22 protein-coding genes and 2 tRNA genes are annotated in these 25314 nt (G+C 68.3%); 22 read left to right on the top strand and 2 right to left on the bottom strand.

The genetic code is table 11. The annotated features are described in order from the left end of the window. Positions 1-2: 2 nt before the first annotated feature. From ilvN to AC06G6_RS12415, 20 genes are all read left to right on the top strand, one after another. On the top strand, positions 3-515 hold the full coding sequence (gene ilvN / locus AC06G6_RS12510; protein ID WP_282380452.1) for an acetolactate synthase small subunit: 513 nt from the start codon (positions 3-5) through the stop codon (positions 513-515). 91 nt (positions 516-606) lie between these two features. Further along, positions 607-1632 carry a ketol-acid reductoisomerase gene (ilvC, locus tag AC06G6_RS12505; RefSeq protein ID WP_463957349.1) on the top strand — a complete coding sequence of 342 codons (1026 nt, stop codon included), beginning with the start codon at positions 607-609 and terminating at the stop codon, positions 1630-1632. 126 nt (positions 1633-1758) lie between these two features. Beyond that, positions 1759-3354 carry a phosphoglycerate dehydrogenase gene (gene serA / locus AC06G6_RS12500; protein WP_479822477.1) on the top strand — a complete coding sequence of 532 codons (1596 nt, stop codon included), beginning with the start codon at positions 1759-1761 and terminating at the stop codon, positions 3352-3354. A 203-nt stretch (positions 3355-3557) separates the two neighbouring features. Beyond that, a complete protein-coding gene (locus tag AC06G6_RS12495; protein WP_479822475.1) occupies positions 3558-6347 on the top strand; it encodes an ABC transporter permease in 2790 nt (929 codons plus the stop codon). Further along, the gene (locus AC06G6_RS12490; RefSeq protein WP_479822472.1) at positions 6344-7111 is read left to right on the top strand and encodes an ABC transporter ATP-binding protein; all 768 of its coding nucleotides are present in this window, start codon (positions 6344-6346) and stop codon (positions 7109-7111) included. Before AC06G6_RS12495 ends, AC06G6_RS12490 begins: the two co-directional genes overlap by 4 nt. A gap of 9 nt (positions 7112-7120) precedes the next feature. Then, entirely contained in the window at positions 7121-8680 is a 1560-nt protein-coding gene (metG, locus tag AC06G6_RS12485) for a methionine--tRNA ligase (RefSeq protein ID WP_479822470.1), read from the top strand. Positions 8681-9170: 490 nt separating this feature from the next. After that, positions 9171-9782 carry a hypothetical protein gene (locus AC06G6_RS12480; protein WP_479822468.1) on the top strand — a complete coding sequence of 204 codons (612 nt, stop codon included), beginning with the start codon at positions 9171-9173 and terminating at the stop codon, positions 9780-9782. A 96-nt stretch (positions 9783-9878) separates the two neighbouring features. Next, positions 9879-10631: a class F sortase gene (locus AC06G6_RS12475; protein WP_479822463.1), complete on the top strand. Its 753-nt coding sequence runs from the start codon at positions 9879-9881 to the stop codon at positions 10629-10631. Between the two features lie 85 nt (positions 10632-10716). Next, the gene (locus tag AC06G6_RS12470) at positions 10717-11769 is read left to right on the top strand and encodes a 3-isopropylmalate dehydrogenase (protein ID WP_479822460.1); all 1053 of its coding nucleotides are present in this window, start codon (positions 10717-10719) and stop codon (positions 11767-11769) included. Between the two features lie 124 nt (positions 11770-11893). Next, positions 11894-13006: a branched-chain amino acid aminotransferase gene (locus AC06G6_RS12465; protein WP_479822458.1), complete on the top strand. Its 1113-nt coding sequence runs from the start codon at positions 11894-11896 to the stop codon at positions 13004-13006. 174 nt (positions 13007-13180) lie between these two features. Beyond that, a complete protein-coding gene (locus tag AC06G6_RS12460; RefSeq protein WP_479822456.1) occupies positions 13181-13555 on the top strand; it encodes a DUF1304 family protein in 375 nt (124 codons plus the stop codon). A gap of 66 nt (positions 13556-13621) precedes the next feature. Further along, entirely contained in the window at positions 13622-14395 is a 774-nt protein-coding gene (locus AC06G6_RS12455; RefSeq protein ID WP_479828657.1) for an MBL fold metallo-hydrolase, read from the top strand. Positions 14396-14422: 27 nt separating this feature from the next. Then, positions 14423-15199 (top strand): fumarylacetoacetate hydrolase family protein, encoded by a 777-nt coding sequence (locus tag AC06G6_RS12450; RefSeq protein WP_479822453.1) that lies wholly within the window; start codon positions 14423-14425, stop codon positions 15197-15199. A gap of 11 nt (positions 15200-15210) precedes the next feature. Continuing rightward, positions 15211-15450, top strand: coding sequence for a hypothetical protein (locus tag AC06G6_RS12445; protein ID WP_479822451.1), 240 nt, complete (start codon positions 15211-15213; stop codon positions 15448-15450). 35 nt (positions 15451-15485) lie between these two features. After that, the gene (gltX, locus tag AC06G6_RS12440; protein WP_479822449.1) at positions 15486-17018 is read left to right on the top strand and encodes a glutamate--tRNA ligase; all 1533 of its coding nucleotides are present in this window, start codon (positions 15486-15488) and stop codon (positions 17016-17018) included. Between the two features lie 2 nt (positions 17019-17020). Then, positions 17021-17767 (top strand): HAD family hydrolase, encoded by a 747-nt coding sequence (locus AC06G6_RS12435; protein ID WP_479828654.1) that lies wholly within the window; start codon positions 17021-17023, stop codon positions 17765-17767. A 156-nt stretch (positions 17768-17923) separates the two neighbouring features. Then, positions 17924-17995: transfer RNA gene (locus tag AC06G6_RS12430), tRNA-Gln, on the top strand. A gap of 130 nt (positions 17996-18125) precedes the next feature. Then, a tRNA-Glu gene (locus AC06G6_RS12425) sits at positions 18126-18198 on the top strand. A gap of 96 nt (positions 18199-18294) precedes the next feature. Beyond that, positions 18295-20040 (top strand): dynamin family protein, encoded by a 1746-nt coding sequence (locus AC06G6_RS12420; protein WP_479822447.1) that lies wholly within the window; start codon positions 18295-18297, stop codon positions 20038-20040. Continuing rightward, entirely contained in the window at positions 20037-21653 is a 1617-nt protein-coding gene (locus AC06G6_RS12415) for a GTPase (RefSeq protein ID WP_479822443.1), read from the top strand. Before AC06G6_RS12420 ends, AC06G6_RS12415 begins: the two co-directional genes overlap by 4 nt. 107 nt (positions 21654-21760) lie before the next feature. Here AC06G6_RS12415 and AC06G6_RS12410 read toward each other — a convergent pair whose 3' ends face one another. Together AC06G6_RS12410 and AC06G6_RS12405 are read right to left on the bottom strand one after the other, a co-directional pair. Further along, positions 21761-22297 (bottom strand): DUF1697 domain-containing protein, encoded by a 537-nt coding sequence (locus AC06G6_RS12410; protein WP_479822441.1) that lies wholly within the window; start codon positions 22295-22297, stop codon positions 21761-21763. Positions 22298-22314: 17 nt separating this feature from the next. Then, on the bottom strand, positions 22315-23034 hold the full coding sequence (locus AC06G6_RS12405) for an IclR family transcriptional regulator (RefSeq protein ID WP_124092291.1): 720 nt from the start codon (positions 23032-23034) through the stop codon (positions 22315-22317). A 124-nt stretch (positions 23035-23158) separates the two neighbouring features. On the opposite strand from AC06G6_RS12405, the gene leuC reads away from it, so the two are divergent. Then, positions 23159-24613: a 3-isopropylmalate dehydratase large subunit gene (gene leuC, locus AC06G6_RS12400; protein ID WP_307462438.1), complete on the top strand. Its 1455-nt coding sequence runs from the start codon at positions 23159-23161 to the stop codon at positions 24611-24613. A 9-nt stretch (positions 24614-24622) separates the two neighbouring features. Then, on the top strand, positions 24623-25225 hold the full coding sequence (leuD, locus tag AC06G6_RS12395; RefSeq protein ID WP_463903899.1) for a 3-isopropylmalate dehydratase small subunit: 603 nt from the start codon (positions 24623-24625) through the stop codon (positions 25223-25225). Positions 25226-25314 lie beyond the last annotated feature (89 nt).

The following is a 25314-nucleotide window of genomic DNA, read 5'->3' as shown; positions in this document are numbered from 1 at the left end:
ACATGACCCGCCACACACTGTCCGTTCTGGTCGAAGACAAGCCCGGTGTGCTGACCCGCGTCGCCAGCCTCTTCGCCCGCCGGGCCTTCAACATCAACTCCCTGGCCGTCGGGCCGACGGAAGTTCCGGGCATGTCCCGGATGACCGTCGTCGTCGACGCCGATGGTGAGCTGATCGAACAGATCACCAAACAGCTGAACAAGCTGGTCAACGTGATCAAAATCGTTGAGCTCACCGCCGAATCTTCCGTACAGCGCGACCACATCCTGGTCAAGGTACGTGCGGATGCCGGAACACGGCTGCAGGTTACCCAGGCTGCAGACCTGTTCCGCGCATCAGTGGTCGACGTCTCCACAGAGTCGGTTGTCATTGAGGCAACGGGCCACCCCGAAAAGCTCACCGCACTGCTCTCAGTGCTGGAGCCTTTCGGCATCCGCGAAATCGTGCAGTCCGGCACCCTGGCCGTTGGGCGGGGATCCCGTTCCATGAGCGACAGGGCCCTACGCAGCGCGTAAGACACAGCGTAAGACAGCGCGGTAAGACACTGCGCGAAACACAAGTTTTCACCGACAAGCACCAAGAATCCACTCAAAAGGAGACACCCCAGTGACTGAAATGTTCTACGACGACGACGCCGACCTGTCGATCATCCAGGGCCGCACCGTCGCCGTCATCGGTTACGGCTCCCAGGGCCACGCGCACGCCCTCAGCCTGCGCGATTCCGGCGTCGACGTCCGCGTCGGCCTCAAGGAAGACTCCAAGTCCCGCGCCAAGGCCGAGGCCGAGGGCCTGCGTGTCCTGAACGTCGCGGACGCCGTCGCCGAAGCCGACCTGATCATGGTCCTCACCCCGGACCAGGTCCAGCGCCACGTGTACGCCGAGGACATCGCCCCGAACCTGCAGCCGGGCGATGCCCTGTTCTTCGGCCACGGCTTCAACATCCGCTACGGCTACATCAAGCCCCCGGCAGACGTCGACGTCGCCCTCGTTGCCCCCAAGGGCCCGGGCCACATCGTCCGCCGCGAGTTCGAAGCCGGCCGCGGCGTGCCGGACCTGATCGCCGTCGAGCAGAACCCGTCCGGCAAGGCCAAGGAACTGGCCCTGTCCTACGCCAAGGCCATCGGCGGCACCCGTGCGGGCGTCATCGAGACCACCTTCACCGAAGAGACCGAAACGGACCTGTTCGGCGAGCAGGCTGTCCTCTGCGGCGGCGCCTCCCAGCTGATCCAGTACGGCTTCGAGGTCCTCACCGAGGCCGGCTACAAGCCCGAGGTTGCCTACTTCGAGGTGCTGCACGAGCTCAAGCTCATCGTCGACCTCATGGTCGAGGGCGGCATCGCCAAGCAGCGCTGGAGCGTCTCCGACACCGCCGAGTACGGCGACTACGTCTCCGGCCCGCGCGTGATCACCCCGGACGTGAAGGAAAACATGAAGGCTGTCCTGGCGGACATCCAGGACGGCACCTTCGCCAAGCGCTTCATCGACGACCAGGACGCCGGAGCCCCCGAGTTCAAGGCGCTGCGCAAGAAGGGTGAGGACCACCCGATCGAGGCCACCGGCCGCGAACTGCGCAAGCTGTTCTCCTGGATCAAGAACGAAGACGACTACACCGAAGGCTCAGTCGCCCGCTAGGCACTGACCGGCCGGGAAGCCGGACACCATTACTGGGGTCCGGCTTCCCTGCTGCAGGGCACCACCCGCACCACCCGTTGCACCAAAATCCCCACCTGATATACAAGAGAGCTAAAGAGGTCACCGGTGACAAGCACCAAACCTGTAGTACTCCTCGCTGAGGAACTTTCGCCCGCCACGATCGAGGCCCTTGGCCCGGACTTCGAAATCCGGCAGACCGACGGCGCCGACCGTTCCCAGCTGCTCTCTGCGATCGCCGACGTCGACGCGATCCTGGTCCGCTCCGCCACCCAGCTCGACGCCGAAGCCATCGCCGCCGCGAAAAACCTCAAGGTGATCGCCCGCGCAGGCGTCGGCCTCGACAACGTCGACATCAAAGCCGCCACCCAGGCCGGTGTCATGGTGGTGAACGCCCCCACCTCGAACATCGTCTCCGCCGCTGAACTCACCGTCGGCCACATCCTGAGCCTCGCCCGCCACATCCCGCAGGCCAGCGCCGCGCTCAAGGACGGCGAGTGGAAGCGCTCCAAGTACACCGGCATCGAACTCTTCGAGAAGAAGATCGGCATCATCGGCCTGGGCCGGATCGGCGCCCTGGTCGCCGCCCGCCTGAAGGGCTTCGACACGAAGATCCTCGCCTACGATCCCTACATCACCTCGGCCCGCGCCGCCCAGCTCGGCGTCCAGCTGGTGACCCTGGACGAGCTGCTCGCGCAGTCGGACTTCATCAGCATCCACATGCCCAAGACGCCGGAGACCGTCGGCATGCTCGGCGCCGAGTCCTTCAAGAAGATGAAGAGCACCGCGTACGTCGTCAACGTCGCCCGCGGCGGCCTCGTCGACGAGGAGGCGCTCTACACCGCGCTGGAGTCCGGCGAAATCGCCGGAGCCGGCGTCGACGTGTTCGTCAAGGAACCCAGCACCGACCTGCCGTTCTTCAAGCTCGACAACGTCGTGGTCACACCGCACCTGGGCGCGTCCACGGACGAAGCGCAGGAAAAGGCCGGTGTCTCGGTCGCCAAGTCCGTCCGCCTGGCCCTGGCCGGGGAACTCGTTCCCGACGCGGTCAACGTCGCCGGCGGCGTGATCGCCCCGGATGTCCGCCCGGGCATCCCGCTGATGGAGAAGCTGGGCCGCATCTTCACCGCCATGACCCACGCCTCGCTGACCCAGTTCGACGTCGAGGTCGCCGGGGAAATCGCCTCCCTCGACGTCAAGGTGCTCGAACTGGCCGCGCTCAAGGGCATCTTTGCCGACATCGTGACCGAGCAGGTCTCCTACGTCAACGCCCCCGTGATCGCCGAGCAGCGCGGCATCAACGTCCGCCTGATCACGACGCCGGACACCGAGTCCTACCGCAACGTCCTGACCCTCCGCGGCGCCCTCAGCGACGGCACGCAGATCTCCGTCGCGGGCACCCTGACCGGGCCCAAGCAGGTCCAGAAGCTTGTCGGGATCAACGGCTTCGAGGTGGAGATCCCGATCAGCGAACACCTCGTGGTGGTCGCCTATTCGGACCGCCCCGGCGTGATCGGCACCATCGGGCATATCCTCGGCATGAACAACATCAACATCGCCGGCATGCAGGTCGCGCGGCAGGACGAGGGCGGCCAGGTGCTCGCCCTGCTGACCATCGACAGCTCCGTCCCGCAGCAGGTCCTGGACGCCATCAAGGCCGGAATCGGCGCCGACATGGTGCGCGAGGTCGACCTCGAGGACTGATGTCTTCACCGTGGACACCGGTGGCGGTCAAGCCGCTGCCGGTGTCCGCGGGCACATGGCCGGTCTGCGTACAATGGCTAGGTCCGAATTTCGGATCCGGCCGGCAGCCCGGCCTTTACTTTTGCACACCCGGCAGGGGACGCCTTCACTTCCGCATGGAATGAACTTCGGTGTGCGCACGCAATCCAGCTTTCAGGAGCCCAATGAACGCCGTCCAGAGGTTCATCAGAAGCCGAGTGCTTCTGCTGACCGCGTCCATTTTGATCGCGGCCATGTGCCTTTCGGTCCTCGTGCAGGGTCAGTCGCAGGCCGCTCTGAACCGGACCGTCGACCAGAACTCTCGCGGGCTCTACGACATCCTTGTCCAGGCCAGGGCCGACGACAACGGCGGGCTTATGCAGCCGGACATCGCCACCGGCCAGGGCGGAATCAGCTTCGACCAGCTGGACTCCCTCCGCAAGCTCTCCGGCACCTCCGTGGCGGCCCCCATCAGCCTCGTCTCCCGCGTCACCCAGAACCTTGAGTCCCCGCGCCTGGATGCCACCGACTACCTCGGCTACAACGCCGGACTCGTCGGCACCGCCGGGGACCCCAGCGCCACTGATCCGGTCGAATGGCCGGCCGCGGAATCGGTCCTGTCCGACACCCCGAAGAACTACCGCCTCACCGCCAGCGCCGTCAGCTCCGACGGGCAGTCCGAGCACACCCTGTTCAAGACCATGGCCGAAGGGTCCCTCGGCAAGGCCCAGCTCGTTGAAGAGCAGGTCGAGGGCGGCAAGAACGTCCGCATCGCGGGCCCGGAGGGGGAGACCGGCGTCAAGTTCCCGGCCCCGGCCGGCGGCTCCGAGCACAGCCTCTTCAACCTTTCGGTGTCCCTGCCGCTCGCCCCGCAGGTGACGGAATCCGTCGTCGCCGTCGACCCCGTCGCCGAGCGTGCCCTGCTCGGGCCCGCCGGCGACTTCCTCGCCCCGCTGGAGAAGGCCCCGCCGGCCGACGCGCGCAACGCCAGCGCGATCGGCCGCCACTTCGAAAGCCTCTTCACCACCGGCATCAGCATGGACGAACTCAAGGAAGGCCCCGATTTCCTCGGCGTCAAGCTCAAGTACTGGGCTCCGCTGATGAGCCAGTACCAGCAGGCCAAGCGCGGCGGCCAGCTGACCGAAGACTCGCAGGCCATTCCGCTGATTGTCCGCTCCGGCACCTCCCTGGACCTCGAGTACTCGGTCAAGATCGAGGAAATCGACGGTTCCGGCAACGTCGTCAAGGACGTCGGGACCGTGAGCCGCTCGCTGGACAAGGACTACCTGCCGTTCGTCTCCAAGTCCCCGTTCGCCCTGGCCTGGCCCGGGTCCAAGGACCTGGCACAGCTGCTCGGCGACACCGGAGGCTTCAGCCAGGGCCTCTACAACCCCGCCACCTGGAGCACCGACTTCGCCTCCGCCCCGAAGTACGAGGACGGTGCGACCGCCGGCAACGGTGCCGTGGACAAGAGCGCCATCCCGGGCGAGTGGGTCACCGTGAACCGCCTCCCGGAGAAAGCCCCCAACGGCGCCCCCGTGGACCAGACACAGCGCAAGCCCGTGGATGAGCGCGCCTACCGCGAAGACCTCGAGACCGGCCAGAAGCTCGCCACGCCGCTCGCCATGGTCTACGGCACGTTCGACGCCGAGCAGGTCAAGGACGTGGCCGGCGACGTCAACCGCCTGCCCCTGGGCGGCTATGACCCCACGCCGTTCACGCTGACCAAGGACGCGTCCGGCAAGGACGTCGAGAACACCGAGCTCAAGCCCTCGCTGAGCGCCACGGGCCTGGCAAGCCAGTCCGCCGGCGCCATCACCGACTACTACGGCCTCGCCGCCGCCCGCGGCTACGAGGACAACGCCTCCGTGATCGACGCCGTGCGGGTCCGGGCCAAGGTGCCCGGCAGCTGGAAAGAGGCGCAGCCCGAGGTGGAGCAGCTCGCCAACGAGATCCGGGACATGGGCCTGCAGGCAACCATTGTGGCCGGCTCGGCCCGCGAGGACGCCAGCATCTTCGTTCCCGGGTACTCCAAGGACGACGCCGGCAAGGAATCCCCGCTCGGCACCGTGCAGCAGTCGTGGGTCCGGCAGGACGCCGCGGACGCCGTCTCCGGGTCGCTCACCGGCACCAACCTGACCCTGCTGTTCCTGACCCTTATCGGTGCCGCCCTGCTGACCGGCGCCTCCACCGTCAGCTACGTCCGCAAGCGCCGCAGCGAGGCCGGAACCCTGCGCGCCATGGGCTGGACCCAGGCACGGATCCGGTCCTGGGTGCTGGCCGAATTTGGTGTCGGTGCGGCCCTGCTGGCCGTTGCCGGAATCGTCCTGAGCCTGCTCAGCTGGAACCCGGCCACGGCGATCGTCTCGGCCTCCGTGCTGGTGCTCTACGCGGCGGCGGCCTTCTTCGCCGCCCAGCAGCTGCGCCACCGCGACGTGGTGGACCAGGAACCGCAGCACGACGAACGGCTCATCGCCGTGGACTCACCGCTGACCTTCGCCAACCGGCAGCTGAGCACCAATAAGTTCAACACCATTTCCCTGGCCGTCGCCGTCGGCGTCTTCGCTGCGGCGGTCGGCGGAATGGTCGCCCTGCTGATCGACATTCCCCGGGCCGCCGGAGCGAGCGCGCTCAGCGGGCTGGCGGCCGCCAGCATCACGCTGCCGAGCATCATCCTCGGTCTGTCCGGGGTCGCCGTCGGCCTGCTCCTGACGATGGTCACAGGCCGTTTCGAGCTGCAGGCCAAGCGCCAGTACCTCGGCACGCTGCAGGCCATGGGCTGGAACCCGGACATGCTGGGCCAGGTCCGTTTCTTCGAAAACGCCATGGTGGGGACCGTCGCGCTGCCGCTGGGCGTCCTCGGCGCCCTGGGCGTGGGTCTGCTCCTCGCCCCCTATGCCGCGCTCTGGGCCGCCGTCGCCGGGCTCGTGGCTGTACTTTGCTGGATTCCAATTGCAACGAAAGTGGTCCGATGAACAACGACCTGAACCTTGACCGTGAGGCTCACGAGCGGATGACGGCGAGCACCCGCCGCGGTGGCCACCAGACGCGCGCCAACACGATCGTGAAGGCCGCGGACCACGCCACACCGCTGGAGCTCAGCAGCATCACGATCCACTACGGCGGCGGCAAGGGCGGGGCTGAAGCCGTCAACGTGGTGGATGACTTCAACCTGACGCTGCACGCCGGCGAGATGCACTGCGTCGCCGGCCGCAGCGGCTCGGGCAAGACCAGCATCCTGACGGTCGGCGCGGGACTGACCCTGCCGACGTCGGGCCGGGTGTTCTGGGAGGGCGATTCGCTCGAGACGATGGGCGACGACGAAATCGCCGACCGCCGCCGTGCCCTGATCGGCTACGTCGACCAGGGCGGTGCCCTGATCGACGGCATGAGCGCGCTCGAGAACGTGCTGCTGCCCGCCGTGCCCGACGGCGAGGTGGACAAGCGCCGCGACATGGCCAAGGACCTCCTGGACCTCGTCGGCCTGGGCCGGCGCATGCGCCACCGCCCGGCCCAGCTTTCCGGCGGTGAACGCCAGCGTGTGGCGATCGCCCGGGCCCTGATCCTGGGCACCCGGGTGCTGATCGTCGACGAGCCGACCGCCAGCCTGGACCGGGCCTCGGCCAACCGCATCATCAGCATCCTCAAGGACACCACCTCGGACGGGATCGCCGTCCTGGTGGCTTCACATGACCACGAACTTGTCCGCCAGAGCGATACCCTCACCGAACTGATCTAGGTTATAGCTGTGACAACTTCTGAAAAGACCCCGTTCTACATCACCACGGCCATCAGCTACCCCAACGGCGTGCCGCACATCGGCCACGCCTACGAGGTCATCGCCACCGACGCGATGGCGCGCTTCAAGCGCCTGGACGGCTACGACGTTTTCTTCATGACGGGCACGGACGAGCACGGCCTCAAGATGCAGCAGACGGCGGAAAAGGAAGGCATCCCGGTCAAGGAGCTGGCCGACCGCAACTCCGCCGCCTTCCGCCAGATGAGCGATGACCTCGGCATCTCGCTGAGCCGCTTCATCCGCACGACGGACCCGGACCACTACGAGGCGGCCAAGGCGCTCTGGCAGCGGATGGAAGCCAACGGGGACATCTACCTCTCCAAGTACGCCGGCTGGTATTCGGTCCGCGACGAGCGGTACTTCGTGGAGGACGAGACCGAGGTGCAGGCCGACGGGCTGCGCTACGCGTCCGAAACCGGCACCGAGGTGACCTGGACCGAAGAGGAGAGCTACTTCTTCAAGCTCTCCTCTTACCAGGACAGGCTGCTGGCCCTCTACGCGGACCACCCTTCCTTCGGCGCCCCCCACAACCGCTTCAACGAGGTCGTCAGCTTCGTCAAGGGAGGGCTCGAAGACCTGTCCATCAGCCGTACCTCCTTCGACTGGGGCGTCCCCGTCCCGGGGAACCCGGACCACGTGATGTACGTCTGGGTGGACGCACTGACCAACTACCTGACCGGCGTCGGCTTCCCCGACACCGAGTCCGAACTGTTCCGGAAGTACTGGCCGGCGGACGTCCACGTGATCGGCAAGGACATCTCCCGGTTCCATGCCGTCTACTGGCCGGCGTTCCTGATGTCGGCCGGGCTGGAGCTGCCCAAACGCGTCATGATCCACGGGTTCCTGCACAACCAGGGCGTGAAGATGTCCAAGTCGCTCGGCAATGTGGTGGCGCCGGCGGACTGGGTCGCCCAGTACGGCCTGGACCAGGTGCGATTCTTCCTGCTCCGCGAGGTTCCCTTCGGCGCGGACGGCTCCTACAGCCACGACGCGATCGTGGGCCGGATGAACGCGGACCTGGCCAACAACTTCGGCAACCTGGCCCAGCGTTCGCTGTCCATGGTCGCGAAGAACTGCGACGGCGCCGTCCCCGCCCCCGGGGGCTTCACCGCAGAGGACGCCGCGCTGCTGGGCCAGGCCAACGGGCTGCTGGGCATCTCCCGCGCCGCCTTCGAAAAGCAGGAATTCAGCCGCGCCCTGGAAGCGATCTGGACTGTCCTGGGCGACACGAACGCGTACTTCGCCGAGCAAGCGCCCTGGGTGCTGCGGAAGACCGACGTCGAACGCATGAACACCGTCCTGTACGTCACGCTTGAGGTGCTGCGGATCGTCGCCATCCTCGCGCAGCCGGTCATGCCGGCGGCCACGGCGGCCATCCTGGACACCCTGGGCCAGCCCGAGGGGCAGGCGCGGGAGTTCACCGCCCTGGCCACGCCGATCGCAGCCGGAACGGCGCTGCCCGCCCCCGCCCCGGTCTTCCCGAAGTACGAGGAGCCGGCCGAGGCTTGACCACCGGCGCGTCCGCCGCGTCCGCCGCGTCCGCCGAAGTGAGACTACGCGCCGATGCCGCTGCGCAACATGGGCGCCAAGTCTCACCTCGACATGCTCCCTCACCCTGACCGGGGTGGGGGAGTGTTTGCGTTGTACTCGCGGGAGTGCGGGGGCCAATCCGAGTAGTTAAGCCGGGCCGGAAGCCCTGGGAGAGGGCCGGCTGCGGCAAAAAGCTACCAGCAGGTAGTTAATGTCCCCGGTACTGAGTACCGCGGGCAGAAACAGGGTATTAGTCCATCGATTAGACAAGTACCTCCTACTCACGACCCGGCGGGCATGCCCCGCCTAGCCTGAGATAGCAAGCGAACTGACGACACTGCTGGGGAGTAACTGTCACCATTCAATTCGCTGTTGAGGTCTCGAATAGTTGATTTTTCTTGGGTCTCGAAGACGGTTACTCCGCGCGGTCAAGCCAGTTTTAAATCTGACTGGACGGAGCGACGGACAAATGAGAAAAACAATTGCCACACTGGGGGTTGTGGGGCTGGGGCTCATGTCGGCCGCTGTCACTGCCAACGCGGCTCCCGCGGAAGACAAAAAAATCACGATCTGCCATGCGACCAGCGCGGCGGGAAACGCCTTCGTTTCGGAGACGATCAGCCTCAACGCGCTGGTGGCCCACGCGGACGACACGCTCGACATCGTCCCGGCCAACGACGGGGACATTTACCCCGACGGCCAGAACCTGACCGCCGCCAATCTCGCACTGCTGGCCAACAACTGCGTCGCCGTTGTTATCACGCCGGCTGATCCGGACCCGGAGGTGGAAACCCCGGACCCGGAGGCGGAGACCCCGGATCCGGAGGCGGAAGCCCCGGGAACGGACACGACTAATACGCCGGCGCCGGCTGTCCTGGCTCCGAAGGCGGCTGTTCCGGCTGCGAAGCCCGCAGCTGCCGTCACAAAGACGAACGCCGGCTACAACGTCCAGACCGCGGCAGGCGGCTCGTCGGACACCGGCGTTCCCGTGTGGCTGATGGCGCTGACCGGAGTGTTCACCGCGGGAGCGGCAACGGTGGTTTGGCAGGGCGGACGACGCGCCTGGAGCACCGAAAACTAGCACAGCGGTAAAGCAGTAACGAGGACGGGTGCTGCGGTGCAGCACCCGTCCTGCAATTTCAGCCCTCACAGCGCGGGCACGTCAACAGGAGCACTCATGGGCAGTCACCGTCGGATCCGCCAGGGCCGGGTACCTGGCATCCGTGGCCTGGTGCTCAGCGCGAGGGACATGCTCATCCTGGCCGGCTGCGTGCTCGGACTCGTCAGCGCCTGGCTCTTCTACGCAGCATCCGGGCCGGGGAACACGGTCCCGGGCTACGGCCCGGAGGCAGCGGCAACCGGGTCCTGGGTTGCGCCGGACCAGCAGCCGGCGTCGTCCGGCACCACCGGCACCAGCGCCGGGCTGGTTCCGGCCGAGGAGCCCGCCCCGGACGCGGTTCCGGCGCCCGCGGCGCAGGGCGCCGCGGCGTCCAGCCCGCAGCGCATCACCTACCCGGCAGCAGGCATGGATGTCGTCGTCCACCCCCTGGCACCGGAGAACTCCGCCACTGAAAGCCGGAGCATTGTGCCGCCGGAGACGATGGACGGATACTGGCTCACACCCTTCGGCGTCCCGGGAGTGGGTTCCGAGAACACCACCTACGTCATCGGCCACAGTTGGGAAGGCCTGGACGCACCGTTCAACCACTTGAGCTCGGCCGCCGCGCCGGGACAGGAATTCACCGTGGCCACGGAGACGGGCGTTCTCCGCTACGCCGTGGACTCGGTCACCACGTACTCAAAGTCCACCCTGAAGGACAGCCCCGTCTGGGACGCCGTCCCCAACCGGCTCGTCCTGATCAGCTGCTACACGGAGGATCCGTGGGGAAAGAACGTCGTGGTGGTCGCCACGCCGGCCCGCGGCCCGTGACTATGGTGCCGTAACCGGGAGACTCGGCTGTTCGAATAATGAGACAAGTTGACCAGCATGTGGATCTCTTGGCTACGCTGAAAACATGAGTGCATCCACGATTGATCTGGCCGTTATTCCCGGCGACGGCATCGGCCCCGAGGTCACCGCCGAGGCCGTGAAGGTCCTTGAGAAGGCTGCCGCCGCCGAGGGCATTGTCCTGCGGCAGACCCACTACAGGCTCGGCGCGCAGCACTGGCTCGAGACAGGGGAGACCCTGCCGGAGGAGACCCTCGCCGATCTCCGCACCCGCGACGCCATCCTCTTCGGTGCGGTCGGGGCAGCCCCGGGCGACACCCGGATCCCCTCCGGCATCATCGAGCGTGAACTGCTGCTCAAGCTGCGCTTCAGCCTGGACCACTTCGTCAACCTGCGCCCGTCCCGCCTCTACCCGGGCGTCGCCAGCCCGCTCGCGAACCCCGGCGACATCGACTTCATCGTGGTCCGCGAAGGCACCGAGGGCCCCTACGTCGGCAACGGCGGCACGCTGCGCGCCGGCACCCCGCACGAGGTGGCCACCGAGGTCTCGCTCAACACGGCCCACGGCGTCGAACGCGTGGTCCGGGATGCCTTCCGCCGCGCCAACGGCCGCCCGCGCAAGAAGCTCACCCTGGTGCACAAGCACAACGTGCTGGTCTTCGCCGGCCACCTCTGGAAGCGCACCGTGGAGGCTGTGGCCCAGGAGTTCCCCGAGGTCACCCACGACTACCTGCACATCGATGCCGCCACGATCTTTATGGTCACCGACCCGGCGCGGTTCGACGTGATCGTGACGGACAACCTCTTTGGCGACATCATCACAGACCTCGCCGCCGCGGTCACCGGAGGCATCGGCCTCGCCGCGTCGGGAAACATCAACATGGAACGCACCGCTCCGTCCATGTTCGAACCGGTCCACGGCTCGGCACCGGACATCGCCGGCCAGCAGAAGGCGGATCCGACGGCGGCCATCCTCTCCGCCGCGCTCCTCCTGGACCACCTCGGCTACGGCGCCGCCGCCCGCAAGATCGAAGCGGCCGTGGTCGCCGACGTCGCGGGGCGCGGCACCGCGGCCCGCAGCACCAGCGCGATCGGCGACGCCATCGCCGCCGCCCTCTAGGCCCGTCAGCGGCGCGGGACGGCGGCCCCGCCAACGGGCGTAAGCTTGTTTCGAATCACCAATATGCTGCCGTGGTCCGACGCTGAACCACGTCATACGCCAGGCAGCCGACCGTGGAGGAACCATGACTCAGACTGCCCATGGCGTCGAATTCACCCAGCATCTTTCGGCCACCCCGAAATCCGCTGAAGAACGTGCTGCCATCCTGGCGAACCCGGGTTTCGGCAACTACTTCACCGACCACACGGCCATCGTCGACTACAGCGTCGACGCCGAGGGCAACGGCGGCTGGCACGATGCCCGGGTGGAGGCCTACGGCCCCATCTCCCTGGACCCCTCGGCCGCGGTGCTCCATTACGGCCAGGAAATCTTCGAAGGGCTCAAGGCCTACCGGCACGCCGACGGCTCTATCTGGACGTTCCGCCCCGAGGCCAACGCCGCCCGCCTGAACAAGTCGGCCCGCCGCCTGGCGCTCCCCGAGCTCCCGGAGGAGTATTTCCTCGGCGCCATCCGTGAACTCGTCTCGGCGGACAAGGACTGGGTCCCCTCCGGCGACGGCGAAGCCCTGTACCTGCGGCCGTTCATGATCGCCACCGAAGCGTTCCTCGGTGTCCGGGCCGCCCGCGAAGTGTCCTTCCGCGTCATCGCCTCCCCGGCCGGGAACTACTTCGGCGGCGAGCTCAAGCCGGTCTCCATCTGGATCTCCCGCGAGTACGCCCGCGCCGGCCGCGGCGGCACCGGCGCGGCGAAGTGCGGCGGCAACTACGCCGCCTCCCTGATCGCGCAGCAGGAAGCCGAGGCCCACGGCTGCAAGCAGGTGCTCTTCCTCGACCAGTTCAACGACAACGCCGTGGAAGAGCTCGGCGGCATGAACGTCTTCTTCGTGATGAAGGACGGCTCGCTCGTGACCCCCGCACTGAGCGGAACCATCCTGGAGGGCATCACCAGGATGTCCGTCATCCAGGTTGCCAAGGACATGGGCCGCGAGGTCACCGAACGCAAGATCACCCTGGCTGAATGGCGCGACGGCGTGGCCTCCGGCGAGATCACCGAAGTCTTCGCCTGCGGCACCGCCGCCGTGATCACCCCGATCGGCGTGCTCAAGGACGACACCGAATTCATCGGCTCCGAGGACGCGAGGGCAGGGGAGACCACCATGGCCATCCGCGAGCAGCTGCTGGGCATCCAGACCGGAACCATCGAGGACACCCACGGCTGGCTGACCCGCCTGGCGTAGGCGTCAGCGCCTCCGTCAGAGGCGGCGTCCGACGGCGGCTCCCACCTTCCGGTGCGGGGCCGCCGTCGTCGTTAACGGCTGGGCAAAAGCCCGGGGAAAGACCCGGGCAAAGAGCCGGTGCGACCGGCCGCAAGCCCCTAGCCCCGCCCTGACGCAGGGGGCACAATATGGCGCATGACTGGACTTATTCAGGTTCTGGGTGTCATTTTCGGGGTTGTGCTGATCCTCGTGGGAATCCTCGAGTCCTTCTTCTTCCGGGACCAGCGCCTCCACAGGCTGTTCCTGATCAAGCCCGAGGACACGGACGCCGTCCGGATGTGGACGTTCAACCTGGGGTTCTACAACATGATCTGGGGAGTGGGAGCGATCGTTGGCGCCCTCATGCTGACGGGGGCGGAGCCGGCCGCCGGGCGCGTCCTGCTGCTCTTCACGAGCCTGGGCCACGTGCTGCTGGGCATCATCCTGTTGCTGTCGGAGCGGCGGCTGTGGGCCAGCGCCATCGCCGAGGCCCTCCTGCCGGCCGTCATCGCGGCGCTGCTGATCCTGTGACGGCCGCTCGTGCCGGTGACGCTTCGGTGGGAAGATGGAACTGTGATCCCTGACGACCCCCGCGCCATGGTGCGCAGCACAGAGCTGACCCGCTTCAGGCTGGCCCCCAACCCGGGGCCGATGAGCCTGCACGGGACCAATTCCTATGTGATTGCGGCACCCGGGGCGGCCGGCACCGTCGTCGTGGATCCCGGCCCGCTGGATGAGCCGCACCTGCAGGAACTGGCCCAGGCTGGCGCCGTCGAGCTCATCCTGATCACGCACCGGCACGCGGACCACACCGCCGCGGCGGCCAGATTCGCCGAACTGACGGGAGCACCCGTGCGCGCCAAGGACCCCGCGCACTGCCACGGGGGCAGCCCCCTGGTGGACGGCGAGGTCATCAACGCCGCCGGAGCCGAGATCCGCGTCCTGGCGACGCCGGGACACACCTCCGACTCGGTCTGCTTCCACCTGCCGCAGGACGGCGCCCGGGGCTCGGTCCTCACCGGCGACACGATCCTGGGCCTGGGAACGACGGTCCTGGACTATCCCGACGGCACCCTGGGCGACTACCTGGCCTCGCTGGACCGGCTGGAATCCCTGGGCTCCGCGACGGTCCTCCCGGCCCACGGGCCGATGCTGCCCGCCCTGGACACGATCGTCCGCGCCTACCGGGACCACCGCCAGGACCGCCTCGGGCAAATCCGCTCCGCCCTCGAAAACCTGGGGTCCGGCGCCGAGGTGGCTGACGTGGCCGACGCCGTGTATGCCGCCGTCGACCCCGCCGTGCGGCCCGCGGCGGAACTCTCCGTGGCCGCCCAGCTGCACTACCTGCGCCTGGACAGCAGCACGTCCTAGCCCGCCGGAGACGGTACGCTAGGGGCCATGCGTATCGCCCGGTTTGTAGTCGATTCTGATCCCCTCTACGGCATTGTTGAAGGTGAGCCTGGCAGTGAGGAAGTCACTGTCATCAACGGCGACCCCTTCTTCCATGGCGTGGAACGCACCGCCGCGCGGCACAAGCTGGAGGATGTGCGCCTGCTCGCCCCGATCATCCCGCGCAGCAAGGTCATCGGCGTCGGCCGCAACTTCGTGGAACACGCCCGGGAACTCGGCAACGAGGTTCCCAAGCAGCCGCTGCTCTTCCTCAAGCCCAACACCTCCGTGATCGGGCCCAACGATCCGATCGTCCTGCCGGAGTTTTCCGAGGAGGTGTCCTTTGAAGCCGAGCTGTGCGTCGTGATCGGCCGGATCTGCAAGGACGTCCCCGAGGAGCGCGTTGACGACGTCATCTTCGGCTACACCTGCGGCAACGACCTCACCGCCCGCGACGTCCAGAAGACGGATCTGCAGTGGGCCCGGGCCAAGGGCTTCGACACCTCCGCGCCGCTGGGGCCGTGGATCGAGACCGAACTGAACACCGAGGACCTGCAGATCCAGGGCCGCCTCAACGGCGAACTGCGCCAGGACGGAAGCACCAGCCAGATGATCCGCGGCGTCCGTGAGCTCGTCTCCATCGTCTCGCAGGCCTTCACCCTGCTGCCCGGCGACGTCATCATGACCGGCACCCCGGCCGGCGTCGGACTGGTCCAGGCCGGTGACCGCTTCGAGGTCGAGATCGAGGGCATCGGCCGGCTCTCCAACCCGGTCGTCCGCCGCTAGGCGGAGCGGGAATGCAGATGTTGATCCGCGGGTTGATTCGTGCCCTGCAGCGTCCCCGGAACCGCCGTTCCTTCGTGTTCTTCGCCCTGGGCTCGATCGGCACGTTCTCGATGGCGGCACGCGCCGTCAACTGGCTGGACGGGCCGCTGTGGCTGGCGCTGGCCTTCCTCGCGGCAGGCCTGGTGCTCGCCGGATATTACCTGGTGAAGGCGCTGTCGCGCCCGCAACCGGCGCGCGGCCGCAGGCGGTAGAGCGACTGGCGGCAGGCGGTAAAGTTGGAGTCACTATGACTACTCCCTCTGCGCCCGACGCCGTCTCCAGCTCCGCCCCCAGCCTGACCAGCGAAGTCACCGCCGACACCCCGGTCCGTGTCCGGTTCTGCCCGTCGCCCACCGGCACCCCCCACGTCGGCCTGATCCGCACCGCCCTGTTCAACTGGGCCCACGCCCGACACACGAAGGGCACCTTCGTGTTCCGCATCGAGGACACGGACGCGGCGCGGGACTCGGAGGAGAGCTACCAGCAGCTGCTCGAGGCCCTCAAGTGGCTCGGCATCACCTGGGAGGAAGGCGTCGAGGTCGGCGGACCGCACGAGCCCTACCGCCAGTCACAGCGCCTGGACCTGTACAAGGACGTCGTCGCCAAGCTGATCGAGGCCGGCTACGCCTACGAGTGCTACTCCTCCCCGGACGAAGTCGAGGCGCGGCACCGCGCCGCCGGCCGCGACCCCAAGCTCGGCTATGACAACTTCGACCGCGAGCTTTCCGCGGAGCAGCTGGCCGCGTTCAAGGCCGAGGGCCGCCAGCCGGTGCTCCGGGTGCGGATGCCCGATGAGGACGTCACCTTCACCGACATGGTCCGCGGCGACATCACCTTCAAGGCCGGCAGCATCCCGGACTACGTCATCGTCCGCGCCGACGGATCCCCGCTGTACACGCTGGTCAACCCGGTCGACGACGCGCTGATGGGCATCACCCACGTGCTCCGCGGCGAGGACCTGCTCTCGTCCACGCCCCGCCAGGTGGTGCTGATCCGCGCGCTGATGGACATCGGCGTCGCCAGCTACCTGCCGGTCTTCGGCCACCTGCCGTACGTCATGGGAGAGGGCAACAAGAAGCTCTCCAAGCGCGACCCGCAGTCCAACCTGTTCCTGCTCCGGGACCGCGGCTTCATCCCGGAGGGCCTGCTGAACTACCTCTCGCTGCTCGGCTGGAGCCTCTCCGCCGACGAGGACATCTTCACGGTGGACCAGCTGATCGAGCACTTCGACGTCAACGACGTGCTCGCCAACCCGGCCCGCTTCGACATCAAGAAGGCCGAGGCCATCAACGGCACCCACATCCGGATGCTCGGCGCCGAGGACTTCCGCGGCCGTCTGGTCCCGTACCTGCGCACCGCCGGGTTTGTCGGCGACACCCTGACCGCGCGCCAGGAGGAGATCCTCACCGAGGCCGCCCCGCTGATCCAGGAGCGCATCTCGCTGCTCGGCGAGGCCCCCGAGCTGCTCGCCTTCCTGTTCAAGGCCGACGACGCGATCGACGTCGCCGACGACGCCCGCAAGGGGCTTCCGGAGAACCTCACGGAGGTGCTCGACGCCGCCCTGGCCGCCCTCGAGCCGCTGGCCGACTGGCATGCCGAGAGCATCCAGGCCGCGCTCAAGGAGGCCCTCGTGGAGGGCCTCGGCGTCAAGCCGCGGCTGGCCTTCGGCCCGGTCCGCACGGCCATCTCCGGCCGCCGGATCTCGCCGCCGCTGTTCGAATCCATGGTGATCCTGGGCAAGGACTCGTCCTTGGCCCGGCTGCGCGCGTTCCGCGGCTGATGATGGGCTCGCCCTCAGCGCAGAACAACGCCAGGACCAGCGCCCTGGCCGCCGGCCTGGGCGGCGTCCGCGGCGTGCTGTTCGACATCGACGACACGCTCGTGGATCTCGAGTTCGCCATGACCGCGGCGCTCCGCGACGTCAGTGAACATCTCCTGCCCGGCCTGGACCAGGCCGGGTGGGAGAAGTTCGGGCGGATCTTCACCCGCGAGACCACCCATTTCTACGACCGGTACCTGGCCGGTGAGCTGAGCTTCAACGAACAGCGCCTGCTCCGCGGCCGGGCCGCCCTGGGGCACTTCGGCGTGGAGCTGGAGGAGGGCGAGCAGGCCCACCACTGGGTCAGTTCCTACGCCAGCCGGCAGCACGGCTACATCCGCGCCTTCGACGACGTCACCCCGATGCTGGACGCGCTGGACTCCGCCGGCATCCCCTACGGAGCCGTGAGCAACAATGTCCACGACTACCAGCGGGTCAAGCTGGACGCCGCCGGGCTGGCGCGCATCAGTGTGCTCGTCGGCACGGACACCGTTGGTGCGGCGAAGCCCGATCCGGCCATCTACCTGGAGGGCGTCCGCCGGCTCGGCACCGGCGCCGGCGAAACGCTCTACGTGGGGGACAACCGCCTCCTCGACGCCGACGGCTCGACGGCGGCAGGCCTCCTGGGCGTCTGGCTCAACCGCGGCGGGGAGCCTGCCACGGGTTTTGCCGGCCGCGAGATCGGTTCCCTGCTGGAGCTGCTGGCGTAACGGCGGAACGCACCCCGCGGCTGTGATGCAGGACACTCATCCGCGGGGCAGGACGGCCCGATTTGTGCAGACGAAAACTCTCGGGTAAAGTAATTACTCGTGCTGAGGCGCCGGGAGCGCGGGTTTAGACCCACGGATCCGGCCCGAAAGTTCCATTGGGATATGGTGTAATTGGCAACACTACGGTTTCTGGTACCGTCATTCTAGGTTCGAGTCCTGGTATCCCAGCTCTGAAAAATCCGCGGATTTCCGCGGCTGATCAGGGGTTTCCGGTCGGTTCGCCGATTTGAAACACTTGCTGAGTGTATGAAATAATCGCTTAGCGCGAATGGCAGGAATGCCGTTCTGGAGAGTACGCGGCCCCATCGTATAGCGGCCTAGTACGCTGCCCTCTCACGGCGGTAACGCGGGTTCGAATCCCGCTGGGGTCACAAATGAAACGGTCCCGGGCATCAGCCCGGGGCCGTTTTTCGTTGTCCGCACTGCGGCGCCCAGCCGGCAGGACCCGGAACTGGCATGATGTTGCGGTGAGCCCCGAAGAAACCACCGGCCAGGCCGTTGAATTGCTGGAAGCCGTCCACCGCGACCTGGCTGCCGCCGCCCTGCCCCTGGCCCTGCCCGGCTCGGACGAGGCCCGGAGGGACATTCGCAACGCCCTTGCCCAGCTCGAGGACTACATCCTGCCGCGCTACCGGAGCCTGGACGCACCCCTGCTGGCCGTGGTGGGCGGTTCCACCGGCGCCGGAAAGTCGACCCTCGTCAACGGGCTCGTCGGGCACGCCGTCACCCGCGCGGGTGCCATCCGGCCCACCACGCGTCAGCCCATCCTGCTCCACCACCCCGCCGACGGACGCTGGTTCGAGGACCAGCGGGTCCTGCCGAGCCTGAGCCGGATCCGCGGCACGGTGAACCGCGAGCCACTGCCCGCCAGCCAGGCGGGCCCTACCCCTGACCCGGCCGCGATCACGTCACTGGTGCTGGTCGCCGATGCAGCGGTGCCCCAGGGAATCGCGCTGCTGGACGCTCCCGACGTCGACTCGATTTCCGCCGACAACCGCAAGCTGGCCGGCCAGTTGCTGGCAGCCGCCGACCTGTGGGTGTTCGTCACGACCGCCAACCGGTATGCCGACGCCGTTCCGTGGCGCCTGCTGCTGGATGCGGCCTCCCGGGACATCATGGTCGCCGTGGTCCTGGACCGCGTGCCGGCGGCCGCCGAAGCCGAGGTCAGTGCCGACCTGCAGTCGATGCTCAGCAGGGAGGGCCTGGGCGGGGCCCGCCTGTTTGTCGTCCCCGAGGCGGACCTGGACCACCTGGGGATGCTTCCGCCCGCCGCCGTGGATCCGCTGCGGCTCTGGCTGCAGGAACTCGCCGCGGACGCGGCCGGGCGCGCCGACATCGCCCGCCGGACGCTCAACGGGACCGTCAGGGCCCTGGGGAGCCGTGTCGAGGCGGTGGCGCAGGCCGCCGAAGAGCAGGAACACGCCGCCGACGTCCTCGCCGGGGACGCCCGGGACGCTTACCGGGACGCCGTGGCCAGAATCCTGGAGGCCACCCGTGACGGCGCCCTGCTGCGGGGCGAGGTCCTGGCCCGCTGGCAGGACTTCGTGGGCACCGGCGAGTTCTTCCGGGCCGTGGAGCAGAACGTCGGCCGCTTCCGCGACCGGGTGGGCGCCTTCTTCCGCGGCGAACCGGCACCGGCGGTACGGGTGGAGACGGCAATCGAAACCGGCCTGCAGGCCGTCATTATCGATGAGGCCGCCAACGCCGCCGAGGATGCGGACGGCCGCTGGCGCTCCGATCCGGCCGGCCGGCAACTGCTGGGCAGCGACGACCTCTCCGGAACCTCCGACGGTTTCGCCGAGAAGGCTGCTGCCGAGATCCGGGCCTGGCAGGGGAGCCTCATGGAGCTGATCCGGACCGAAGGCCAGGGCAAGCGGACCCAGGCCCGCTGGCTGTCCTTCGGCATCAACGGCCTCGGTGCCGCCCTGATGATCGTGGTCTTCTCCATGACCGCCGGACTCACCGGGCTGGAGGTCGGCGTCGCCGGCGGAACCGCTGTCGCCGGGCAGCGGCTGCTGGAGGCGGTGTTCGGTGAGGACGCCGTGCGCCGGCTGGCCAGGACGGCCCGCGAGGATCTCCACACCCGCTGCCAGAGCCTGCTCCGGGACGAACAACAGCGCTTTCTGGCCCGGCTCGAGGTCTCCGGCGGGGTCACCCCGGCCGTGCTCGCCGGCCATGCCGCGGCGCTGCGCCGTCTGGCGGCCTCCGCGTGAGCCGCCATGGCGCCGCCGCCGAGGCCTCCCGTCTGGACCGCCGGCTTGAGGCCCTGAACGAGGCCCGCGAACTGGCCGACGGGGCGCTCCCGGACGAGGTCCTGGACGGTGTGCTCCAGGTGCTGGAGCGGGCCAGTTCGCGGCGCTCCCTGTCCGGGGACCACACCGTCGTCGGATTCTTCGGGGCCACCGGGAGCGGCAAGTCGTCCCTGTTCAACGCCGTCAGCGGCGAGGACATCGCGACGGCGGCAGCCCGGCGGCCCACGACCTCCGAGCCGCTCGCCGGCATCTGGGGCGCCGAGGGCAGCGACGAGCTGCTGGACTGGCTGGAGGTGCGCAACCGGCACCACGCCACCCCGGTCCCCGGTTTCGCCGACGACGGCACGGGCCTGATCCTCCTGGATCTCCCCGATTTCGACTCCACCCGGGCCGCCAACCGCGAGATCGTGGAGCGGATGGTGGGACTGGTCGACGTCCTGGTCTGGGTGCTCGATCCGCAAAAGTACGCCGACGCCGCGGTGCACAACGACTTCCTCGCTCCGCTGGCCTCCCACGGCGCCGTCACCCTGGTGGTGCTGAACCAGATCGACCGGCTTCCGGACCGGGATATTCCCCCGGTGCTGGAGTCCCTGAAAGCCATCCTGGCGCGGGACGGGCTGGGCAAGGTGCAGGTCATAGGCGCCTCCGCCGTGGTGGGAACCGGCGTGGACCAGGTCCGGGCCGCCATCCGGCAGGTGGCCACGCAGCGGCAGGCCCAGTCCCAGCGCCTCGGCGCCGATGTCACGCGCGCCTGCGCCCGGCTCGCCGAGGCATCCGGAGCGGGGGAGGCGGCCGGCGTCAAAGCGGGGTCAAAGTCCCTGCTGGCCGAGGAGCTGGCGGTCGCGGCCAACGTCCCGCTCGTCGCGGAAGCCGTCGTCCGGTCGTACCAGCTGGAGTCGACCCGCCGCACCGGCTGGCCGGTCACCCGCTGGTTGGTCCGCTTCCGGCCGGACCCGCTGCGCCGGCTCAACCTGCGCCGGGAGGGCGCCCGGCCTGACCTGAACCGCACCTCGCTGCCGCCCGCCGGCGCCCCGGAGCGGGCCCGCACGGATGCCGCCGTCCGGGAATTTGCCGATGCCGCATCCGACGGCGCCCCCGGCCCCTGGCGGGCCGTTATCCGCGGCGCCGCCCGGGAGGGCCGCGAGCAGCTGCCCGATGCGCTGGACCAGGCCATCGCGGCCACGGATCTGAAGGCCGCGGGCAAGGCCTGGTGGTGGACGCCGTTCAACACCGTGCAGTGGCTGGCGCTGCTGACGGCCCTCGGCGGCTTCGCCTGGCTCGGCGTGCTCGCCGCGCTGGGCTATTTCCAGCTCCCCGTCCCGGAGGTCCCGCTGGTGCAGGGCTGGCCTGTGCCGACCGTGATGATCGCCGGCGGCGCACTGCTCGGGATCGTCCTTGCCATCCTCGCGAAGGTCATCGCGGGAGCCGCTGCCCGGGCCCGGGGCGCGGCGGCGCGGAAGCGGCTCAAGGCGTCCGTCGCGGCCGTGGCGGAGGATTATGTGGTGGAGCCCGTGGCGCTTGAGGTCAGCCGCCTGGCGTCCTTCAACAGAGCCCTGCAGGCGGCGGCGCGCTGACCGTTCCCCGGCAGTGCCGCGCAGCCGGACTCCCGTGCGCCTACGCCGGCGCCGGGTCTGCCGTGGTGCTGCGCCTACAGCAGCGCTGCGGCTGCCGTGGGGGTGCCCTAGAGAAGCGCTGCCGCGTCACGGACCTTGATCATGGTGCGCAGGTTGCGGGTGGTGGTGGAGGCCTTGTACTTCGGCTTCGAGGAGAGCTTGCTGAACGGACTGTCCAGCGTGCCGCCGGCGGGCGCCAGCCAGGCCAGCGCCTCCGGACCCAGCATGGTCACCTGTGCGCCGTCCAGGGCGCTGCCGGCGTCATACAGCTCCGCCAGCACGTCGGCGTCCGAGCCGAGCGTGAGGTAGGTGTGGGTGGACGCGTCGTCCGCGGGGTAGGGGCACGCCGCCACCAGTTCGCCCACCCGGTCCGCGGCCAGGACCACCACCCACGCGTCGTAGCCGAAGGACTCGCGGAGGCAGGCTTCGAATTCCTTCTTCACGCCGGCGGGGGACAGCTCGCTGGTCAGCACAACATTTCCGCTGGCGAGCAGCGTCGTCACGTCCGAAAACGGACGGGACGTCAGGACCGCCTTCAGATCGGCCATCTTAATGGTGATGCCGGCAACGTTGACCCCGCGCAGGAACACCGCATAACTGCTCATGCGGACAGCCTATGCCGCTAATCGTTGGTTTTGCGCAGTGCCTCGGTCAGCACGCGGGCCGCGTTGCAGACCACTTCGGCGTGCAGCCGTCCGGGCTGGCGGGTCAGGCGCTCGATCGGCCCGGAGATCGAGACGGCGGCGATGACCCGGCCGGAGGGACCGCGCACGGGGGCCGACACGGAGGCGACTCCCGGCTCGCGTTCGCCGAGGCTCTGGCCCCAGCCCCGGCGTCGGACGCCGGCGAGGACGGTGGGCGTGAAGCGGGCGGACTGCAGGCCCTCCAGGAGCCGGTCGTGGTCCTCCCAGGCCAGCAGCACCTGGGCGGCGGAGCCGGCCTTCATGGACAACTGGGTGCCGACCGGAATGGTGTCGCGCAGGCCGATGGGCCGCTCGGCGGAGGCCACACAGACCCGCCAGTCACCCTGCCGGCGGAAGATCTGGGCGCTTTCGCCGGTGGCATCGCGCAGCTGCATCAGGACCGGTCCGGCGGAGGCGATCAACCGGTCCTCGCCGGCCGCGGACGCGAGCTCCACGAGGCGGCTGCCCAGGACAAAGCGGCCCTGGATGTCGCGGCTGACCAGCCGGTGGTGGACCAGCGCCAGGGCCAGCCGGTGCACGGTCGGCCTCGCCAGTCCCGTGGCCGCAACAAGCTGCGCCAGGGTGGTAGGGCCGGCCTCAAGTGCGTCAAGCACATGGGCCGCTTTATCGATGACACCGACTCCACTAGAATTGTCCATGTAATGATATTGCCGTCTCATTATCTGAGATGCAAGTCAACTCGCTGGCGCATTACGCGGGAGTGCTGATTCAGTGGAGAGAACAAGCCGGCAAGTACGGACACCGCAGTGAAGGGAGCAGGCCGTGGCAAAGACACTGGCCGAGAAAGTCTGGGACGCGCACGTGGTGCGCAAAGGCGACGGCGAAGGAGCCAATGCCCAGCCCGACCTTCTTTTCATCGACCTCCACCTGGTGCACGAGGTGACCTCGCCGCAGGCCTTTGAGGGACTGCGGCTGGCCGGGCGCCCGCTGCGCCGGCCGGACCTCACCATCGCCACCGAGGATCACAACACGCCCACGCTGGACATCGACAAGCCTATTGCCGACCTCACCAGCCGCACGCAGATCCAGACCCTGCGCAACAACTGCCAGGAATTCGGTGTCCGGCTCCATTCGCTCGGCGACGCCGAACAGGGGATCGTCCACGTCGTGGGCCCGCAGCTGGGCCTCACCCAGCCCGGCATGACCGTGGTCTGCGGCGACTCGCACACCTCCACCCACGGCGCGTTCGGCGCCCTGGCGATGGGCATCGGCACCTCCGAGGTGGAGCATGTCATGGCCACCCAGACGCTGTCGCTGAAGCCCTTCAAGACCATGGCCATCAACGTCGAGGGCACCCTGCGTCCCGGTGTTTCCGCCAAGGACATCATCCTGGCCGTGATCGCCAAGATCGGCACGGGCGGAGGCCAGGGCTACGTGCTGGAGTACCGCGGCTCCGCGATCCGTGCGCTGTCCATGGAAGCCCGGATGACCATCTGCAACATGTCCATCGAAGCCGGCGCCCGCGCCGGACTCGTTGCCCCGGACCAGACCACCTACGACTACATGTTCGGCCGCCCGCACGCGCCCCAGGGCGCCGAGTGGGATGCCGCCGTCGAGTACTGGAACACCCTGCGCTCCGAGGACGACGCGACGTTCGATGTTCAGGTGGATCTCGACGCCGACATGCTGGAACCCTTTGTGACCTGGGGAACCAACCCCGGCCAGGGCGTGTCCCTGTCCGCCAGGGTGCCCTCGCCCGAGGACTTCGGCGACGAGAACGCCAAGGCCGCGGCGGAACGCGCGCTGCAGTACATGGGCCTGGAAGCCGGCACCCCGATGAAGGACATCCGGGTGGACACGGTCTTCCTGGGCTCCTGCACCAACTCCCGGATGGAGGATCTCCGCGCCGCCGCGGACATCATCCGCGGCCGGACCAAGGACCCCAACATCCGGATGCTGGTGGTCCCCGGCTCCGCCCGCGTCCGCCTCGAGGCCGAGGCCGAGGGCCTGGACAAGGTCTTCAAGGACTTCGGCGCCGAATGGCGCTTTGCCGGCTGCTCCATGTGCCTGGGCATGAACCCGGACCAGCTGGAACCGGGGGAGCGCTGCGCGTCCACCTCCAACCGCAACTTTGAGGGCCGCCAGGGCAAGGGCGGGCGCACCCACCTGGTCTCACCGGTGGTGGCAGCGGCGACGGCGGTGCGCGGGACCCTGAGCTCGCCGTCGGACCTGGACCCCGCGCCCGAGTCCGCCGCCATCCGCACCGACGCCGCCTAGGAGATCGCCATGGAAAAGTTCACCACCCACACCGGCATCGGCGTCCCGCTGCGCCAAAGCAACGTCGACACGGACCAGATCATCCCGGCCGTCTACCTCAAGCGCATCACGCGCACCGGGTTCGAGGACGCGCTCTTTGCAGCCTGGCGCAAGGACCCGGCGTTCATCCTGAACCAGGAGCCGTTTAACGCGGGCTCCGTCCTGGTGGCCGGACCCGACTTCGGCACCGGATCCTCCCGCGAGCACGCCGTCTGGGCGCTCAAGGACTACGGATTCAAGACCGTGCTGTCCTCACGCTTCGCCGACATCTTCCGGGGAAACTCCGGCAAGCAGGGCCTGCTCGCCGCGGAACTGGCCCAGGATGACATCGAGCTCATCTGGAAGGAACTGGAGAACGCCCCGGGCACGGCGGTCACCGTGGACCTCCTCTCCAAGACGGTCCAGTGCGGCAACATCGTGGCACCGTTCGAGATTGACGACTACACCCGCTGGCGCCTGCTCGAGGGCCTGGACGACATTGGCCTGACCCTCAAGCACGAGGAAGACATCACCGCGTTCGAGGCCACCCGGCCGGCGTTTATGCCCAAGACCCTGCCGGCCAAACTGTCCTGACCGGCCCGCCCCGCCTTCAAGGCAGCGCGGGGATCCTTCCATGGTTGTCACACACCATGGAAGGATCCCCGCGCTGCCTTGTTTTCGAC

The organism is Arthrobacter sp. CJL-S3 (genome assembly GCF_056711635.1).
The sequence above is the reverse complement of the archived record's forward strand: the minus strand, read 5'-3'. Positions and strand labels throughout refer to the sequence as shown.